The organism is Candidatus Omnitrophota bacterium (assembly GCA_028712255.1).
Taxonomy (GTDB): Bacteria; Omnitrophota; Gorgyraeia; order Gygaellales; family Profunditerraquicolaceae; genus UBA6249.
Window position 1 is genome coordinate 44,821 of sequence record JAQTQJ010000011.1, and the last position, 16,454, is coordinate 61,274.

A 16,454-nucleotide genomic window follows, 5' to 3' on the forward strand; every position below is an offset into this window, starting at 1 on the left:
CAGGATGACGTTATGACGCAGTCAGAATGACTCATGCGCAACAAGTATTATTTTTGCCTTTGTTTTTGGCTTGGTAGAGTGACTTATCGGAAGAAGTAATTAATTCTGCTGGAAGTTGTCCATCTTCGGGGAAAGTAGCAATCCCTAAGCTTGCCGTCAACATCTTATTGGGAAAAATTTCTTCATTCAGGAAAGGGGATTTTTGGATATCCATCCTTATGCGTTCAGCGATTAAAAAAGCCTCTTTTTTATCAGTACGGGGAAGGATGATAGTAAATTCTTCTCCTCCGTAACGGCAGACAAAATCCATTTTACGCGATTGATTACGTAAGAGGGTAGCTAGGTCTTTTAATATTTTATCTCCTGCCTGATGTCCAAGCGTATCATTATAGATTTTAAAATCATCTATATCTACCGTAATTAAGCTAAGTGGGCTTTTATTTGCTTTAGTCTTTTCAATCTCCGTGTGTAGTAAGTACTGAAAATACCCATGGTTCCAGAGGCCGGTCAAATAATCCGAATGCGCCCGTTCCGCGGTTAATTCAAAGAGTTGAGAGTTTTCGATTGCCAGGCCTGCTTGGTTGGCAAGCATAGTTAGCATGCGGATATCATCTTTGGTAATCGGGTCATTGGTAATAAAATTATCTGCCACGATTATTCCATTTACTCTGTCTTTTGCTTTTAGAGGAATGAGCACAAGTTCATCGCTTTCCAATATTTGGATTACCGGTGAATTTCGGTACTGATGGAGAGTTTGACCGGTTAAATGCAGAGGCATGCCTTCTAATACCGCCAAGGCGAGCGGATTTTCATTCTTATTAAGCATAGATACTTTTAAATCCCTAACCTGCCGGTTAAAACTTGATTCTAATACAACATTAGAATTTTTAAAGGCGCCGATTAGGTCATCAAGATCCATTTTTTCCTCTTCGATTTTTGTCCAGGCAATGTTAGCTTCTTCCCCATTTTCCGGGCCGATTCCCATCTTGCCTTCGATGATTTTTTCTTTCTCATTAACCAAGAAAAGCATGGCGCGGTTAAAACCTAAGCCTGTATGCGCGGTTACACCGGTAAGGATAATATAGAGGATTTCATCTAGCTTTAGTGTGGTGCGCATAGCATTAGAAACCTCATAGAGTATCCCTAGCTCAGTTTTGGTACGTTCAAGTTCAACTTTGAGTTTATTTAACTCTTCCATAAGGCTAAATCTAGCATATTCTGTTCTGCTTGTCAAGGAAGGCGAAAAGAAAGCGAAAAGAACTATAAGTTTTAAGTCCTAAGTTGTAAGCTAAAAATAAAGGGGACGGTTCTCTTAAAAAAGAGAAGCGTCCCCTTTATTTCTTTGACAGAATAAAAGGTATGCATTATAATATAAATAATACTGGAGAAGCATATGGGTAGGTTATTAAAAAGTATTTTTCTAATTTTTTTTCTTCTGTTTTTTTGTTCAATTAGTGTTTTTGCAGCCGAAGAAATTACCATTACTACTTACTATCCTTCGCCTTATGGTTCGTATAATCAATTACAGGCTAGTACTCTGGGAGTGGGAGATAATAATGGCAATGGAGTACTTGATAGTAGAGATGTCCCTAATCCAACTACGAATCCCGGAGAGGTTTGGATTAGGGGTAGGGTCGGTATTGGCGGTTCCTCAACGTTTATAGATATTTTTAAAGATCCAAAATTGACTCTTTGGGCTAATAATGGTGTTGATGGCGGCGGCGATCTGATTTTTAAAGATAATGGAAATGATGCTGGTGATATTGTTTGGATTAACTCAAGTAATACGCAGCTTGGCCGCATATGGACAAACACTGGTGGCCTTTCAGAGCTCTATTTTAGCTCCGGAGATATAACAGCTGATCTTACAATAAAAGCTAATGGCGACGTTGGTATTGGGACGACGGACCCGAATAGTAAGTTCCAAGTAGTAGGAAATTATCTGCAAATACCAACAATGGCGAGTTTTCCTCCGGCTAGCGATTGCAATGAAGATTCGGAAGTAGGCCGAATGGTAGTATCCGGATACCCTTCGGAAGGGTTTTTATGGGTGTGCTTGCATGGTAGTGATAATATTATTCGTTGGGTTAAAGAAAACCATACATATTAGGGCTGCGTGAAGCAGATATTTTCATGTTAGATCTCCCCTTCTTTTTACGTCAATTGAACTAAAAAGAAGGGATTTTTATTTGTTGTTTTGACAGGCAAAGCGAGTGCATTTATAATATAATCAATCCTGGAGGCGATATGTTCAAATTATTTAAAAGTATTTTTCTAATTTCCTTTATTTTGTTTTTCTGTCTAACTTATCTTTTTGCTGTTGAAGAAATTACTATTACTACTTATTATCCTTCGCCTTACGGAAGCTACAATGAGTTAACAGTAGCAAGTAGGCAGGCTATAGGAGATGTTAATGGAGACGGTGGAGTAGATAATTCTGACCTGGGAGTTGATGATTCTGGAAATCCCTTACCCGGAAGCCTGATAGTGGCAGGCAATGTCGGAATAGGGAAACGGTCACCATTTCGTAAATTGGACGTGGCAGGAGGAGCAAGCTTAGAGGATACTTTGTTCGTATATGCTACCCAAAATGCGGATTATAACGTTGGCGCTCAAATTATGACAAACAGGAGCAGCGTAACCGGTAGTAATACTGCTTTGAAGCTTTATGCTGCCGGCGCAACGAATAACTATGCTTTAATTGTTCAAACTGGCGATGTCGGTATTGGGACGACGACTCCGCAAAGAACTTTAGATGTTAGTACAAATGGGCAAATTACTTTTGGCAATAATGGTTATTCTTCTACCAGTTCGCCTGGAATGTTTTGGTATTCCGACAACGTAAACTATGGTATTTATAAATCTGCCGGTTCTTGGTCAAGTCCGAATTATCAGCAATTGACCTTAGCCTTCGCAACTGGTATTGTTATCGATGGCGGCAGTGTTTATGGTAAAAGCGGTACAGTTTTGCAGCCAAATGGCGGCAATGTCGGCATTGGGATGACGACACCGTCGACTAGTAAACTAGCAGTTGCAGGTTCAATTGCCGGAGGGGAAACATCAACGGGTTGGGTGCTAGGGAAAGGCGCTTGGGGTCCGGATGTATGGTTAAGACTTACAACAACACAGGCAGGTTCTACTTATCATAATTTTGCTGTCGGTCCTTTCTGGGCTAACGGTGCCACACGTTATGATTTAGCTGAAGTTACTCCGGTAAGAAAAGAGGATATATTAGAGGTTGGAGATGTAGTTTGTATAGATCAAGAAGCAAGGGTGAGGATGAGACGCAGCCAGAAGGCTTATGATTTTCTTGTTGCCGGTATTGTTTCAGATCCGAATACTGCCTCTATGGTAATCGGAGGAGATACCCCTCCGGAAAAAATTAATTCCATTAATGATAAGAAACCTATTGCTTTAGTCGGACGGGTGCTGTGTAAAGTTAGTACAGAAAATGGACCGATTGAAATAGGAGATTTATTGGTTACTTCCAATAAACCCGGTTATGCCATGAAGGCAAATATAGATAAGCTAAAGCCGGGTATGGTATTGGGAAAAGCTATGGAATCTTTAAAAGATGGCGAAGGCAAAATTGTTGTTTGGGTAACATTGCAATAATATTTTTTTAGTTAGATTTCCCTCCTTTTTACGTCTATTGAAGGTAGAAAGGGGGAATTTTTGTTTATAGCTGTAAGTTTTAAGTCCTAAGCTGTAAGCTAAAGACAATATGGCAGGAACCTTCAAAGAAATAAAAGTTTGGCAGAAAGCTCATGAATTAGTCCTAGAAATATACAAAATTACCGAAGGCTTCCCAATTTCAGAAAGATACAATTTAACTTCTCAACTAAGAAGATCATGTGCCTCGGTTCCTACTAATATCGTTGAAGGCTACAAGAGAAGAAGCGATAAGGATTTTGCGCATTTTCTTAATATGGCCGATAGTTCTTTAGAGGAAACAAAATATCATCTGCTTTTGGCTCATGATTTAACGTATTTAGATAAAATTAGTTATGAGCGCCTATTAATATTAGCCGATGAAATCGGCCGAATGCTTTATGGTTTTCAAAATAAGCTTAAAACTTACAGCCTATAGCTTATAGCTTACAACTTACAGCTAGGGTAATATTCGTTTGACAGTATGAAGTGGGCAAGTTATAATATTTTATTAAATTCGAAAAATTGGAGGTTAGGATGGTTACTAAAGAGAAAAAAGAAGAGGCGCAGCAAAATATTTCTGATCGCAGCAAGGCGCTGGAATTGGCTTTAGCGCAGATAGAGAAGCAGTTTGGCAAGGGTTCGATTATGAAGCTGGGTGCGCATACTAAAGTCAATATTGAAACGATATCTACAGGTGCTTTGACCCTGGATCTGGCTTTGGGGATAGGTGGCCTTCCTCGTGGAAGAGTAGTGGAAATATTCGGGCCGGAAGCTTCCGGTAAAACTACTTTGACTTTAACGGCCATCAGGGAGATTCAGAAAAAGGGAGGAGTGGCAGCATTTATTGATGCGGAGCATGCTTTCGATTCAACTTATGCCAAGCTTATCGGAGTCAACTTAGATGATCTTTTGATATCACAGCCGGATACCGGTGAGCAAGCTTTGGAGATTGCCGAAACCTTGGTGCGTTCTAATGCTGTAGATTTAGTGGTAATTGATTCAGTGGCGGCATTAACTCCGCGCGCTGAAATCGAAGGAGAGATGGGAGACTCTCATATGGGCCTTCAGGCGCGCCTGATGTCGCAGGCCTTGCGTAAATTGACCGGCTGCATTAGTAAATCGCGCACTACTTTAATTTTTATTAATCAGCTGCGCGAGAAGATTGGCGTGATGTTCGGTTCGCCGGAGACTACCCCGGGAGGCCGGGCGCTTAAATTTTACGCGTCAGTAAGATTAGATGTGCGTAGGATTGCTTATTTAAAAGACGGAGATAAAATTATTGGCAATCATGTCAGGGTAAAGGTAGTTAAAAATAAAATTGCTCCGCCTTTTCGTGAAGCTGAGTTTGATATTATGCATAATGGAGGTATTGCCAAATCCGGAGCAGTGATTGATGGGGCGCTAAATTTGGAAGTAATTGCCAAAAGCGGTACCTGGCTTTCATTTGAAGATAAAAAGCTGGGCCAGGGTAGGGATGCAGCGATAAAATTCTTAAAAGAGAATCCAAAATTACAGGAAGATATTGAAAAAGCAACTCGTAAAAAGTCAAGCCTGGCTGAATAATACGGAAAAAGCCAAAGCCTATGCTTTTCTGCTGCTTAAGTTTCGCCTGCGTAGTGAGAACGAGTTATTAGCGCGTTTAAAACAAAAAGGCTTTTCCCAAGAGCTAGCAGTAGACACGGTTAATTTTTTAAAAGATAAAGAGTTTATCGATGATCGTGTTTTTGCCAAGGGTTGGGTAGCAGCTCGCCTTAAACGGCCGTTTGGTATAAGAAGAATAAGGCAGGAGCTTTTGAGTAAAGGCTTAAGTGAGCAGATTATTGAGGATTCTCTGGTTCAAGCCAGAGAAGATTATAGTGAAAGCCAGATAGTCAGTCAGTTAGCTAAGCAGAGATTTTCAAAATTAGCTGGTATAGAGCCGCAGAAAGCAAAAGCGCGCGTATATGGTTATTTGATACGTCGGGGGTTCTCACCGGATATAGTGAGTGAAATAATCAAAAAATAAGGGAGACGGTTCTATTTTTTCCGTCGCTTTATATGATTAAAAAATAGAACCGTCACCTTTATTTTCATAATTATGACCGCGGATATTTTAAGAGAAAAATTTCTTACTTTTTTTAAAGCCAAGAAACATAAGGTTATTGATAGTGATTCTTTAGTTCCTAAGGATGATCCTACGGTATTATTTACTCCCGCCGGAATGAATCAGTTTAAAAAAGAATTTTTAGGGCTTGATTCTGGTTTTAAACGAGCGGCTACTTCACAGCGTTGCCTGCGCACGGATGATTTGGATAAAGTAGGTAAAACCAGCGTGCATCATACTTTTTTTGAGATGTTGGGAAATTTTTCTTTCGGCGGCTATTTTAAGAATGAGGCGATATCCTGGGCTTGGGAGTTTTTAACTGAAGAATTAAAAATTAGCCCGGATAAACTTTGGATTTCAGTTTATCAAGATGATGATGAGGCTTATGATATTTGGAGGAATGTTATAAAAATTACTGAAAATAAAATTATTAGATTAGGGGATAAGGATAATTTTTGGCCGGCAGAAGCAAAAACCAAAGGGCCTAATGGCCCATGCGGCCCATGCTCGGAGATATTTTATGATTTTGGAGATGATGTAGGATGTAAAAAACCGGATTGTTCGCCGGCTTGTAGTTGTGGAAGATTTGCCGAGATTTGGAATTTAGTATTTACCCAATTTAACCGTAAACCCGATGGCTCTTTAGAGCCATTACCTAATAAAAATATCGATACCGGAATGGGGCTAGAAAGGCTAGCTGCGGTTATCCAGGGAGTAAAAAGTAATTTTGAAACTGAATTGTTCCAGCCGGTAATAAAAGAGATAACTAAGGGACTGCCCCCGACCTGCCCGCCGACGCGTCAGTGGCGGGAGGGGACTGTCCCCGTTGAATCGCTTTATGCCATAGCTGATCATGTGCGGGCAGTAGTATTTTCCATCTTTGACGGAATATTGCCTTCTAATGAAGGAAGAGGTTATGTAATAAGAAAAATAATACGTAAATCCATTTTACATTTAAATAGCTTGGGAATTAAAGGCCCTTTTCTTTACCGTTTAGTGGCAACAGTGGTTGAAATTATGCGCAAACCTTATCCTGAATTGACTAATCGACGGGAAGAAATTGCCCAGATTATTTTAGCCGAAGAAAAAAATTTTATTAATACGCTTAGTTCAAGCGAAGAATTATTCAGGAGTAAATTTATTGAATTTATAAATAAACCAAATCCCGAAGCCGTGGGGAATATAGTTTTCCTGTTGCATGATACCTATGGAATTCCTCTGGAGTTAACTAAAGAATGGCTGGATAAGCATAATATAAGTTTCTCCGAAAATGCTTTTGAGGCGGCTATGAAGGAGCAGAAGGCGCGTTCAAAGGCTGGTAGCGCAATGAAAGGCGATGTATTTGGCGCCAAAGGCCTGGATATAAAAGTTAAAGAGAGTAAATTTGTTGGTTATAAAGATAATTCCGCGGAAGCTAAAATTCTGGCCATATTAAAAGATAATAAGGAAGTGGATGAGATTTTATCTGAGGACAAGATACAGGTTGTTTTAGATAAGACCCCGTTTTATGCAGAAAGCGGCGGCCAAGTTGGGGATACTGGGGAGTTAGTGAAAGGGGAAAATGTTTTTGAAGTTCTTGATACTAAAAAAATCGATAATGTTATTTTACATATTGGTAAGGTCAAATCCGGTAATTTTAAAAAAGGTGATTCGGTAGTTGCTAAGATAGATGTCGAGCGCAGGTTAAATATTTCCAAGAATCACACGGCAACGCATTTATTACAGGCATCTTTACGGGAAGTTCTAGGAAATCACGTCCAACAGCAAGGATCCCTAGTCACTGAGGAAAAACTTCGTTTTGATTTCACACATTTTAAAGGGTTATCAGGCCAAGAAATTACCAGGGTTGAGGAGCTAGCTAATAGCTATATTATTAAAAATTATGTGGTGGATTCTAAAGAGATGGCGCTTAAAGAAGCTAAGAAAGCTGGAGCTTTAGCTTTTTTTGAGGAAAAATATGGTGAAAATGTACGTGTGGTTGAAATTGGAGGTATTTCAAAAGAACTTTGCGGTGGTACGCACCTCAATGATATTAAGCAAATCGGTTTGATAAAAATAATCAGTGAAAGTAGCGTCGCCAGCGGAATAAGAAGGATTGAAGCAGTTACTGCGAAGTTTGCCGAACAGTTTGTTAAGGATCAGGAGCAAAAAGCGATTGAAGAATCCAAAAAGAAGATTAAGTTGGAAGAGAAGAAAGCACAAGAGAAGAAACGTAGCGCAGAGATGAATAGTGCGCTGCCTGCTCGGGCGCTTGAACTTTCAGAGAAGTACGTAAAGATAAACGGAATAAATGCTGTTTTTTCGGTTGAAAATAATTTAGATATGAAGTTACTGCGTCTTTTGGCGGACACGGTTAAGGCTAAGCTTACTCAGGCAGCAATCGTTTTAGGATCTAATGATGGCAACAGAGCTTTTCTAGTTGTTGGTTTGACTGCGGATTTATGTTTAAAGGGATTAAGCGCCAAAGATATTATTCTTGAAGTTGCCTCGCTTATTGGCGGTAGCGGTGGCGGAAGGGAAGATTTTGCGCAAGCCGGAGGCAATTTACCGGAGAATTTTACGCTGGTATTTGATAAAATAAAGGATATAATAATAAAGTTATGAAAATAATCCGTTTTACCAGTAAAAAATTAGAAAAGATTTACAATCGAGGGCAATCACGGCAGAGGCGCGTTGAAGAGAAAGTCAGAAAGATTATTGACGATGTGCGTTTTTTCGGCGATGAGGCATTACTTAAATATACCCGTAAATTCGATAAGGTTAAATTAAGCTTGCGCCAACTGAAAGTTTCTCAGATTGAGATTAGTGGGGCTTATGCGAATATTAGTCCGGATTTTGTTCCTTCTCTAAGAGTAATTATCGAAAATGTAAACCGTTTTTATCGTAAACAACTACGTAAATCCTGGAGGATTAAAGGGGCCGAAGGAGTGGTCTTGGGAGAAAACTATACGCCCTTAGACAGGATAGGCGTCTATATACCTGCCGGTACGGCACCACTAGTTTCTACCGTATATATGACTGTTTTACCGGCAAAACTGGCGCAGGTTAAAAAAGTTGTTTTGATCAGCCCTCCGGATAAAAACGGGTATATTAACCCGCATATTTTAGTTATTGCTGACCTGTTAAAGGTTGATGAGGTTTATCGGGTTGGCGGGGCGCAGGGAATTGCTGGCTTGGCTTATGGGACTAAAACTATTCCTAAGGTAGATAAGATTGTTGGCCCGGGCAATATTTATGTAAGCGAAGCAAAACGTCAGGTATATGGGGCAGTTGATATTGATATGATTGCCGGGCCTACGGAGCTAGTGATTATTGCTAATCGTTTCAGTGACCCGAAATTTGTTATTGCTGATTTACGCGCTCAAGCCGAACATGCAAAGGGCCTGGCAATATTAATTACTAATTCTAAAAGTTTGGCCAATGAAGTAAAGTCTAAGCTTTCCGGGGATAATGGTTATATTATTTTGACAAAAAATTTAGAGCAGGCTGCTGAGATTGCTAATAGAATAGCTCCTGAACATTTGGAGATTTTGGTACAGAATCCTAAGACTTTACTTAAGAGGATAAAAAATGCCGGAGCAATATTCTTAGGCCCTTATAGCCCTGTAGCCCTAGGTGATTATGTTGCCGGGCCTAGCCATGTTTTACCCACAGGAGGCTCTGCTCGCTTTTTCTCAGGGCTCAACGTTTATGATTTTATTAAGAGCAGCCATATAATCAGTTATTCAAAAAAAGCATTAGAAAAAATACGTGAGCCATTGGAAAAAGTTGCTGGGATTGAAGGACTGCAAAAACACGTGGATTCTGTAAGGAGCAGGTTTGTATAGCTATAAAATAAAGGGGACGGTTCTCTAGTTTTAGAGAACCGTCCCCGGATTTCTAATTCTTTAAGGAGTGATTTTATGAACAAGAGGACTTTTAATTATAGGAGAGCTAGCAAGGAAACTGTCATTGACGTTAAATTAAACATTGATGGTTCAGGGGAAGTAAAAATTAATTCGGGTATCGGTTTTTTAGATCACATGTTTGAATTATTTGCTTTTTGGGGGCATTTTGATTTAGAACTTACTACTATTGAAGCTGACTTAAAAGTAGATGTTCATCATACAAATGAAGATTTAGGTATTGTTTTGGGGCAAGTTTTTAAAAAAGCATTGGGAGATAAAGTAGGTATTAATAGGCTTGGATCTATGTCAGTACCTATGGAAGATGTAACAGCGAGTGTGGCTGTTGATGTTAGCGGTAGAGGTTCGTTTAAATTGACTATTGGGCAATTAGGCTACGAGATTCAACCTCAGGATGGATATGATATTAAATACGCGGAGCATTTTTTTGAGGCATTTGCCAAACAACTGGGGATGAATTTAAACATAAAGATCGATCATCCTAATCGTGATTTACACGCTACTCTGGAGCCAGTTTTTAAAGCCCTGGGTATTGCTTTGGATCAAGCCACCCAAATTGACCCACGTAGAAAAGGGATTCCATCGACCAAAGGCGTAATTGACTAAATGAAGATTGCGATTATCGACTATGGTATGGGTAATGTTCATAGCGTGGCTAAGGCAATTGCGTTTTTTGGGGCTACTCCTGTAATAACAAATAAAAAAAGCAATATAAGTTCTGCTGCTAAAATAATATTGCCAGGTGTGGGAGCTTTTGATGATGCAATCTTTGAATTAGAGAAGCAAGATTTAATCAGTGTGATTAAAGAGCAGGTTAAGCAAAAAAAACCGTTCTTGGGAATTTGTTTAGGGCTGCAACTTTTATTTGAAAGCAGCCAGGAAGCTAAAATTAATAAAGGCCTGGGTATTTTAGGTGGAAGCGTAGTTAAATTTATTACCGCAGATAATTTGAAGGTTCCACATATGGGTTGGAATGATCTTAAAATTATAGCAGGAAAATGCCCTTTGTTAAACGGGGTAACTGATAATTCTCAGGTTTATTTTTGTCACTCATATTATCCTAAGCCTTTTGATGAATCTGTGGTTGCTGCAACTACGGATTACGGAATAAAATTTGCCTCTGTTTTATGGAAGGATAACGTTTACGGAGCGCAGTTTCATCCGGAAAAGAGCCAGGGAGTTGGGTTAAAGATGATTGAGAATTTCGTAAAGTTATGTTGATTATACCGGCGATAGATTTAAAGGAAGGCAAAGTTGTCAGGCTTTTTCAGGGTAAGTTTAACCAAGAGAAGGTTTATTCCAGCGACCCGGTAAAGGTAGCTAAACATTGGGCCAAACAGGGGGCAAAGTTTTTACATATTGTGGATCTGGATGGCGCTTTATCTGGAGCGCCTAAAAATTTAAAAGTTTTAGGAGAAATTGTAAAAGAGGTCGGTATACCGGTTGAATTTGGTGGAGGAGTAAGAAATACTCAAACAATATCTAAGCTCTTGGCCTTGGGAGTGCAGAGGGTTATTTTAGGGACAAAAGCTGCCAGTGATGGAAAATTTCTAAAAAAATCTCGGGAAAAATTTGGTGATAAAGTTATTGTGAGCATTGATGCAAAGAATGGAAAAGTTTTGACGCAAGGTTGGAATCGCAATAGCGTTAAAACTACTCTTGATTTTGCACGTCAATTAAAGAAAATAGGTTTTAACCAAGTTATTTATACGGATATTTCTAAGGATGGTACTTTAAGGGGCCCAAATATCCTGGGGATTAAAGAGTTACTTAAGGAAACAGGGCTAAATGTTATTGCTTCAGGAGGAATTTCCGGTTTAAGAGATTTAGTAAAGCTTGATAAACTTAAAGCGCAAGGATTGGCAGGAGTTATTATCGGTAAAGCCCTGTATGAAGGTAAATTTACCTTAGCCCAGGCATTGAAGTTAAAATAATAAGGTGTCCCGTCTCGTAATATGTGCCAAAATTCTCTTCGATAATTTTGGCATACTCGGAGGGATAATTCACGCAATGACTTACTCACACTGCCGTGTTCGTAAGTCAAACGTTCATTAAAAAGGAGGGGGGATGGCAAAAAAAGTACTGTTTTTGGGGTTAGCGGCGATATTTGTTTTTTCTTTAAGTGGGTGCGCTACAATGCGTAAAAATAATGATTTAGAGATTCAGGCGTTAAAGGATAAGGTTTCCGTGCTTGAGACACAGTTACGCGAAAAAGATGATGAGATTAGCGGCTTAAAAGGTTCTATAGTAAAAAGTAATGAAGAAGTTAATATGAGTGTTCCTAAAACCGATGGAGTCAATGAACAACCAGATGGAAAACAAATTCAGACAGCTTTAAATAATGCTGGTTATTATGCAGGCACCGTTGATGGTAAGTTGGGTAAAAAAACACGAAAAGCAGTAAGAGAATTTCAAAAAGCCAATAATTTGCCTATTGATGGTAAGGTGGGCAAAAAAACTTGGCTAGTTTTAAAGGATTATTTGGAGAAAAAAATTAAATAAGGCTATGTATCCGTCATTCTGAGGAGTACCGCCAGCGGTGGAACGACGACGAAGAATCTAGAAACGAGATCCTTTCCCTTCGGCTTCGCCTCAGGGTCAGGATGACAGAAAATTAGACAGTAATAATTGTATTTATGCTTAGTAAACGTATTATTCCTTGTTTGGATATTAAAGAAGGCCGCGTTGTTAAGGGAGTAAAATTTCTAGGTCTTCGTGATGCCGGGGATCCGGTTGAGGTGGCAAAGGTTTATGACCAGCAGCAAGCTGATGAATTGGTTTTTCTGGATATTACTGCCAGTGTTGAAAACAGGAAAACTTTAGCTACCTTAGTGCAAAGAATCGCTCAAAATATCTTCATGCCTTTTACAGTTGGCGGAGGTATAGGCGAGACTGAAGATATTCGCAATATTTTAAATGCCGGAGCTGAAAAAGTTTCAATTAATACGCAAGCGGTAAAATTTCCTCAGTTAATAAGCGATGCCGCAAAGAGATTTGGCAGTCAGTGCGTTGTGGTGGCTATTGATGCCAAGAAGCAGGATGGGCATTGGGAGGTGTTTATTAATGGAGGCAGAACGCCTACGGGCCTTGATGTGTTAGCTTGGGCTCAAAAAGCAGCTCAGCTTGGAGCTGGTGAAATTCTTTTGACCAGTATGGATTTTGACGGGACCAAAGATGGTTATGATTTAGAATTAACCAAGGCAGTTACCGGTAAAATTAGTATTCCGGTAATTGCCTCAGGTGGCGCAGGAAAGTTAGAGGATTTCTATAATGTTTTTAAAGATACAGGGGCAGATGCCGCATTAGTTGCCTCGCTTTTTCACTACCAGGAATTTTCGATAAAACAGGTAAAGAATTATTTAAAAGAAAGAGGAGTAGCGGTGAGATTAAGTTAATAGGATTAAGTTTTTAAGCTATAAGTCGTAAGCTTACAACTTATGCTTGGGGGAAGGGGAAATTTAAGTGAAAAAAATATCGTTTAAGTTGTCAAGTTTAAAGTTTGATCAGAATGGGTTAATACCGGCAATTATCCAGGATTATAAAAACCAGCAGGTATTAATGTTGGCTTATATGAATAAGGAATCTTTACGGCGTTCTTTAAAATTGGGTAAAACCTGTTTTTGGTCGCGTTCTCGGAAAGAATATTGGGTTAAGGGATTGACTAGCGGGCATTTTCAGTTTATTAAGTCAATCGACTATGATTGTGATATGGACGCGCTTTTAATTAAAGTACGCCAGGTTGGTAAGGCATGCCATACGAATAATAGAAGTTGTTTTTATAGAAAGATAGAATAGGGGTAAAGGTTGATTAGGCCGACTTTAAGTGAATTTTTAAATTATACCAAAAAAGGCAATGTTATTCCTGTTTACAAAGAGATAAATGCCGATTTGGATACGCCAGTTTCTGCTTTTTTAAAAATCCAGCAGGGGGATTATTCTTTTCTTTTGGAGTCTGTAGAAGGGCAGGAGAAAATCGCTCGCTACTCATTTTTAGGCAGCAATCCCAGTTTGATTTTTAAAAGCAAGGATAAACGGATTGAAATTTTTGATATAGCCGCGAATAAAAAAAGAAATTTTATAACCGATAGTTCTCCTCTTGTTGAAATCAAAAAAATAATGCAAGATTTTCGCAGTGTCCAGATACCTGAGTTGCCACGTTTTTATGGGGGGCTGGTTGGTTATATTGGTTATGATACGGTAAGATTTTTTGAAAACATCCCGGATAAGAACAAAGATAATTTAAATATTCCTGATACGCTTTTAATTTTAACTGATGCGCTTTTAATTTTTGACCGGCTTAACCATACCATAAAAATCGTTAATAATGTTATTTTGCCAAAGGCTTTGAATTTGCCTGAGAAAAAGAAGCTTTATGAACAGGCAATCAAGAAAATTGAATCGATACATAATGATTTTAACCGTTCTGTTATCCTAAGAAATGATGCGATTGGATCCAAAAAGTTACGCATTAACAGTAATTTTAAGCAATCAGAGTTTGTGAGAATAGTTAAAAAGGCAAAAGAATATATAAAGAAGGGCGATATTATCCAGGTAGTTTTATCACAGCGGTTTAAGGTTAAGGCGCAAAAAGATGGTTTCACCATTTATCGGGCTTTACGAAGCCTTAATCCTTCGCCTTATATGTATTATCTTAAATTAAAAGATTTTTCTATTGTTGGTTCAAGTCCTGAGATGCTGGTGCGTTGTGAAAATGGTCTGGTACAGAATCGTCCTATCGCCGGTACCCGCAGGCGCGGTAAAAGTGAACAGGAGGATGTACGCCTTGAAAAAGAACTCTTGAATGATGAGAAAGAAAAAGCAGAACACTTGATGTTGGTAGATTTGGGAAGGAATGATTTAGGCCGTATAAGTGAGCCTGGCCGGGTCAGGGTTGATGAGTTTATGCATGTGGAGAAATATTCCCATGTAATGCATCTGGTCAGCCAGGTGAGCGCGGCTCTTGACAAAAAAAGGTTTGATATCTATGATGTGTTAAAAGCCACATTTCCTGCAGGTACCGTAAGCGGCGCGCCTAAAATCCGGGCAATGGAGATTATTGATGAGCTGGAAAATTTAAAACGCTCGCTTTATGCCGGAGCAATCGGTTATTTTAGTTTTTCGCATAACCTGGATACTTGCATCGCCATCCGTACGATAGTCCTCAAAGATGGTTTTGCTTATGTGCAAGCTGGGGCGGGGATTGTCGCTGACTCTGTTCCGGCAAAAGAATATCAGGAATCAGTGAATAAAGCAGAAGCACTAATGGAAGCAATTAGAAGCAATTAGGAGAGCACTCCGCGCTAATGGGTATTGCGCGCCTGCCTGCCGGCAGGCAGGGGTGTTGCCCTCGTGGGCAAGAAAGGAGAAACTTAATGTCAGTACATATTCGTTTAAGAAGAATAGGCAAGAATCCAGTAGGTAAACCGCACTTTCGCGTTACTGCTTTCGATGAACGTATGGGCCGGGATAGCCGGATAATTGAAGAGTTGGGTTATTATAAGCCGACAACTGGGGCTGCGGTGCTTAAGAAAGAACGCATTGCTGAGTGGGTAAAAAATGGCGCTCAAGCTTCGGCGACCGTAAAAAGTTTATTGAAGAAATTAAATAAAGGAGCCTAATATGCCACAACAAGGTGCAGTTAATCCCATAGTTCAGCTTATGCCGTTAGCATTAATTTTTATTATTTTTTATTTTTTGTTAATAAGGCCTCAGAAGCAAAAAGAGAAAGAGCACCAAAAAATGCTTCTGGGTATTAATAAAAATGATGAGATTGTAACTTTAGGCGGCATCCATGGCACAGTCGTCAATGTAAAGGATAAGACTTTAACTTTACGCATTGATGAAAACGTAAAGATGGAGATTGAGAAAAATAGCGTGGCTTATATAAAGAAACCCAATTAGTTAATGCTGAAAAATTCTCTTTTTGTCATCCTGAGGAGCGAAGCGACGAAGGATCTCAAGAGATTCTTCGTCGAGGCTTTGCCTCTCCTCAGAATGACGATAGGTAAAAAATGGGGTTTTCATCAGTATTAAATAATTAGAATAAACAGGAGTTTTATAAATGGAAAGAAAACTGACCTATAAAATATTGCTTATCTTGGGGGTTATTGGTTTATGTTTATATTATACATTTCCTTTAAATAAGCGCATTAATCTGGGGCTTGATCTTCAGGGTGGAATGCACCTTTTGCTAAAAGTTGATACCAGCCATCTTGAAGGGCAGGCTAAGCTTGATGCATGCGACCGGGCAGTTGAGGTAATCCGCAATCGCATTGATGAATTTGGGGTCAGGGAAACTTCTATTCAAAAGCAGGGTGAGGATGAGATTGTTGTGCAATTACCCGGGGTTACCGATCGGCAACGCGCTATTGATCTAATCGGTAAAACTGCCATGCTTGAATTTAAAATTGTTTCTAATGATGCGGATAAACTTAAAAATGCAATTGCAGGGACAATACCAGAAGGCTATGAGCTAAAGTATTCTTCTGAAGAGAATGAACCCTTATTACTTGAGAAGCAGGCGGTTCTGGTTGGAGATTCACTGACTGATGCTTCAGTCCGTTTTGACCAGAGTCAGTTTAGCGAGCCGATAGTCGGGTTGCGTTTTAATCCCGCAGGCGCCAAAAAATTTGCTGAAGTGACTGCCGCTAATATAGGTAAACGCTTGGCGATTGTTTTGGATGGTAAAGTTCAATCAGCTCCGCGGATTAGAGAGGCAATTCCCTCAGGTGAGGCGGTAATCAGCGGACGATTTGATGTGCAAACAGCTCAGGATTTAGCTTTAGTTTTGAGAGTGGGAGCACTACCAGCTC

At 39.6% G+C, this 16,454-nt stretch carries 18 protein-coding genes; 17 read left to right on the forward strand and 1 reads right to left on the reverse strand.

All coding sequences use genetic code 11. The features are described from left to right. Positions 1-31: 31 nt before the first annotated feature. Positions 32-1,198: a sensor domain-containing diguanylate cyclase gene (locus tag PHC29_06220; protein MDD5109086.1), complete on the reverse strand. Its 1,167-nt coding sequence runs from the start codon at positions 1,196-1,198 to the stop codon at positions 32-34. Between the two features lie 195 nt (positions 1,199-1,393). Here PHC29_06220 and PHC29_06225 point away from each other — a divergent pair, with 195 nt between their 5' ends. The 17 genes from PHC29_06225 to PHC29_06305 form a co-directional block, all read left to right on the forward strand. Next, the gene (locus PHC29_06225) at positions 1,394-2,110 is read left to right on the forward strand and encodes a hypothetical protein (protein ID MDD5109087.1); all 717 of its coding nucleotides are present in this window, start codon (positions 1,394-1,396) and stop codon (positions 2,108-2,110) included. Between the two features lie 137 nt (positions 2,111-2,247). After that, positions 2,248-3,615 (forward strand): hypothetical protein, encoded by a 1,368-nt coding sequence (locus tag PHC29_06230; GenBank protein MDD5109088.1) that lies wholly within the window; start codon positions 2,248-2,250, stop codon positions 3,613-3,615. A gap of 109 nt (positions 3,616-3,724) precedes the next feature. Continuing rightward, complete coding sequence (locus PHC29_06235; GenBank protein MDD5109089.1) at positions 3,725-4,090, forward strand: four helix bundle protein; 366 nt, start codon at positions 3,725-3,727, stop codon at positions 4,088-4,090. Positions 4,091-4,227: 137 nt separating this feature from the next. Next, positions 4,228-5,217: a recombinase RecA gene (gene recA / locus PHC29_06240; GenBank protein ID MDD5109090.1), complete on the forward strand. Its 990-nt coding sequence runs from the start codon at positions 4,228-4,230 to the stop codon at positions 5,215-5,217. Beyond that, positions 5,177-5,659: a regulatory protein RecX gene (locus PHC29_06245; protein ID MDD5109091.1), complete on the forward strand. Its 483-nt coding sequence runs from the start codon at positions 5,177-5,179 to the stop codon at positions 5,657-5,659. The genes recA and PHC29_06245 overlap by 41 nt, the downstream gene beginning before the upstream one ends. 72 nt (positions 5,660-5,731) lie before the next feature. Beyond that, positions 5,732-8,341 carry an alanine--tRNA ligase gene (alaS, locus tag PHC29_06250; GenBank protein MDD5109092.1) on the forward strand — a complete coding sequence of 870 codons (2,610 nt, stop codon included), beginning with the start codon at positions 5,732-5,734 and terminating at the stop codon, positions 8,339-8,341. Beyond that, complete coding sequence (hisD, locus tag PHC29_06255) at positions 8,338-9,564, forward strand: histidinol dehydrogenase (GenBank protein ID MDD5109093.1); 1,227 nt, start codon at positions 8,338-8,340, stop codon at positions 9,562-9,564. The genes alaS and hisD overlap by 4 nt, the downstream gene beginning before the upstream one ends. Positions 9,565-9,639: 75 nt before the next feature. Then, on the forward strand, positions 9,640-10,248 hold the full coding sequence (locus PHC29_06260) for an imidazoleglycerol-phosphate dehydratase (protein ID MDD5109094.1): 609 nt from the start codon (positions 9,640-9,642) through the stop codon (positions 10,246-10,248). Beyond that, entirely contained in the window at positions 10,249-10,863 is a 615-nt protein-coding gene (hisH, locus tag PHC29_06265) for an imidazole glycerol phosphate synthase subunit HisH (GenBank protein ID MDD5109095.1), read from the forward strand. Then, positions 10,857-11,576, forward strand: a complete 720-nt coding sequence (gene hisA, locus PHC29_06270) for a 1-(5-phosphoribosyl)-5-[(5-phosphoribosylamino)methylideneamino]imidazole-4-carboxamide isomerase (protein ID MDD5109096.1) — start codon at positions 10,857-10,859, stop codon at positions 11,574-11,576. The genes hisH and hisA overlap by 7 nt, the downstream gene beginning before the upstream one ends. Positions 11,577-11,709: 133 nt before the next feature. Further along, complete coding sequence (locus PHC29_06275) at positions 11,710-12,144, forward strand: peptidoglycan-binding domain-containing protein (GenBank protein ID MDD5109097.1); 435 nt, start codon at positions 11,710-11,712, stop codon at positions 12,142-12,144. Between the two features lie 134 nt (positions 12,145-12,278). Then, positions 12,279-13,037, forward strand: coding sequence for an imidazole glycerol phosphate synthase subunit HisF (gene hisF / locus PHC29_06280; protein MDD5109098.1), 759 nt, complete (start codon positions 12,279-12,281; stop codon positions 13,035-13,037). Between the two features lie 76 nt (positions 13,038-13,113). Then, complete coding sequence (gene hisI / locus PHC29_06285) at positions 13,114-13,437, forward strand: phosphoribosyl-AMP cyclohydrolase (protein MDD5109099.1); 324 nt, start codon at positions 13,114-13,116, stop codon at positions 13,435-13,437. Between the two features lie 9 nt (positions 13,438-13,446). Beyond that, positions 13,447-14,928: an anthranilate synthase component I gene (gene trpE, locus PHC29_06290; GenBank protein MDD5109100.1), complete on the forward strand. Its 1,482-nt coding sequence runs from the start codon at positions 13,447-13,449 to the stop codon at positions 14,926-14,928. Between the two features lie 86 nt (positions 14,929-15,014). After that, entirely contained in the window at positions 15,015-15,260 is a 246-nt protein-coding gene (gene rpsP, locus PHC29_06295; GenBank protein MDD5109101.1) for a 30S ribosomal protein S16, read from the forward strand. Position 15,261: 1 nt separating this feature from the next. Further along, entirely contained in the window at positions 15,262-15,543 is a 282-nt protein-coding gene (gene yajC / locus PHC29_06300; protein ID MDD5109102.1) for a preprotein translocase subunit YajC, read from the forward strand. 160 nt (positions 15,544-15,703) lie between these two features. Continuing rightward, positions 15,704-16,454 (forward strand): hypothetical protein (locus tag PHC29_06305; GenBank protein ID MDD5109103.1); only part of this gene is annotated, 751 nt, incomplete at its 3' end.